Raw genomic sequence first — 2,346 nt, 5'->3', positions numbered from 1 at the left:
GGCGGAGTCCCGCTCCTACCCCGGCGCCCCTGACGAGAAGCGGCGCAGCAGCGGCGACAGCACCAGGACCGACTTGGTCCGCTCGACGAACGGCTCCCCGGCGATCCGCTCCAGGACCCGCTCGAAGTGCCGCATGTCGGAGGCGAAGACCTGGGCGATCGCGTCCGCGTCGCCGGTGACGGTCGACGCGGCCACGACCTCCTGGTAGCGCTCCAGACCCCGCTGGATCGTCTCCGGCGAGGTGTTGCGCCGGCAGTGGATCTCGATGTAGCCCTCGGTCTCCCAGCCGAGCGCCGCCGGATCCACCCGGACGGTGAATCCGGTGATGGCTCCGGTGGCCCGCAGCCGGTCCACGCGCCGCTTGACGGCGGGCGCGGACAGGCCGACCAGTTGCCCGATGTCCGCGTAGGAGCGGCGGGCGTCCTCGGCGAGGGCGTGCACGATGCGTTCGTCGAGATCGTTCAGCACAGGGGGTGGTTCACTTCTTCGGTTCGGTCACTTCTCTGCCGCCACCGCGAGGTCCTCAACGGTCGCGAGACGGGAACGGCGGTAGCCGTATACGAAGTAGAACACGAGCCCGACGGCCATCCAGACACCGAACACGACCCAGGTGACGATGTCGAGGCTGAACATGTTGTACGCGCAGAAGAGGAATCCCAGCACCGGCAGGACGGGGCCGAACGGCACCTTGAACGTGCGCTCCAGCTCCGGCCTCCTGTACCGCAGGACGACGACCGCGATGTTGACCAGGGCGAAGGCGAACAGCGTGCCTATGCTGGTGGCGTCGACAAGCTTGCCCAGCGGGACGAGAGCGGCGAGCACACCGCAGAAGAGGGACACGATCACCGTGTTGAGGCGGGGAGCGCCGGTCTTCGGGTGGACCTTGCCGAGCGCCTTCGGCACCAGGCCGTCGCGGGACATCGCGAAGAGGATGCGGGTCTGGCCGTAGAGCACGGTGAGCACCACGCTCGCGATGGAGATGACCGCACCGAATGCGAGCAGGGTGCCCCAGAAGGTCTGGCCGCTGACATCGTTCATGATCGCGGCGAGGGTCGCCTCCGAACCGTCGAACTTCTTCCAGTTCCAGGCGCCGACGGCGACGCCGGCGACGAGCACGTACAGCGCGGTCACGATGATCAGCGACAGCATGATCGCCCGCGGCAGGTCCCGCTTGGGGTTCTTCGCCTCCTCACCGGCGGTGGAGGCGGCGTCGAAGCCGATGTACGAGAAGAACAACGTGGCACCGGCGGCGCTGACCCCGGACATGCCGAGCGGCATGAAGTCGGCGTAGTTGCCGGACTTGAAGCCCATGAAACCGACCGCGCAGAACAGCACCAGTGCAACGATCTTCACGCAGACCATGATCGTGTTGGCGCGGGCGGACTCACGCGCGCCGCCGAGCAGGAACACCATCGCCAGGAGGACGACGATCAGGGCGGGCAGGTTGATGATGCCGCCCTCGCCCGGTGCCGAGGACAGGGAGGCGGGGATGGTGACACCGATGGTGCCGTCGAGCAGTTCGTTCAGGTACTCCCCCCAGCCGACGGCGACAGCGGCCACCGACACGCCGTACTCCAGCACGAGGCACCAGCCGCAGACCCAGGCGACCAGCTCACCCAGCGTTGCGTACGCATACGAGTACGAGGAGCCGGCGACCGGGATGCTGCCCGCGAGTTCGGCGTACGAGAGAGCCGAGAACAGAGCCGTGAGACCAGCGATCGCGAAGGCCAGGGTGACAGCCGGACCGGCCTGAGGAACGGCGTTGCCGAGGACGACGAAAATGCCGGTACCAAGAGTGGCACCAATGCTGATCATGGTCAGCTGCCACAGCCCGAGAGAGCGCCGCAGCGCCCCTCCCTCACCCTGGCCGCCCTCTGCGACCAGGCGTTCCACGGGCTTGCGACGCATCAGGCGCGCGGCAACGCCCTGGGATGCGGGGGCGGCCGTTCTCTGGCTCTGCGGGGGTGCGCCTTGGTCGAGCACGCGCTGGCTCCTTGTTCGATGCCGGTCAGGACGGGTGGGGACCGAGTAGGCGCCTGCCGGGCAGGAACCCACCGAGCGGGGTCCCCGCCACACCACGTACAGCGCAGCACCCTATGAGGCGGGCCTTCACGGGCGTAATGCAGCAACCTTGCGCGTCCCTGGATGATCATTGCGTTCATCAGGCCGGTATGACAAATCGTTGCGCGCGGACTGTTGACCGTTGCACGGACACCTCACAGGGCCACGGTTCACCCCTTTTCGGCCCCTCCGGGCCCCGTGCACGCGGACGGCCCCCGCTGTTCCCGGCAGCCGACGTCCACGACACCGCGCGGCGTCTGCTAGCCGGCGACCCGTCCGGGTGGC

General features: G+C 68.2%; 2 protein-coding genes. Both read right to left on the bottom strand.

The window, feature by feature from the left end; all coding sequences use genetic code 11:
- Window positions 1-15: 15 nt before the first annotated feature.
- Window positions 16-468, bottom strand: a complete 453-nt coding sequence (locus AB0H32_RS47965) for an Lrp/AsnC family transcriptional regulator (RefSeq protein ID WP_067129751.1) — start codon at window positions 466-468, stop codon at window positions 16-18.
- 27 nt (window positions 469-495) lie between these two features.
- Window positions 496-1,983, bottom strand: a complete 1,488-nt coding sequence (locus tag AB0H32_RS47960; protein WP_361135947.1) for an amino acid permease — start codon at window positions 1,981-1,983, stop codon at window positions 496-498.
- Window positions 1,984-2,346: the final 363 nt, after the last annotated feature.

Origin of the sequence: Streptomyces sp. NPDC020362 (assembly GCF_040642095.1) — a bacterium.
Taxonomy (GTDB): domain Bacteria; phylum Actinomycetota; class Actinomycetes; order Streptomycetales; family Streptomycetaceae; genus Streptomyces.
Note: the sequence above shows the minus strand (reverse complement) of the source record. Positions and strands in the feature narration are given on the sequence as shown.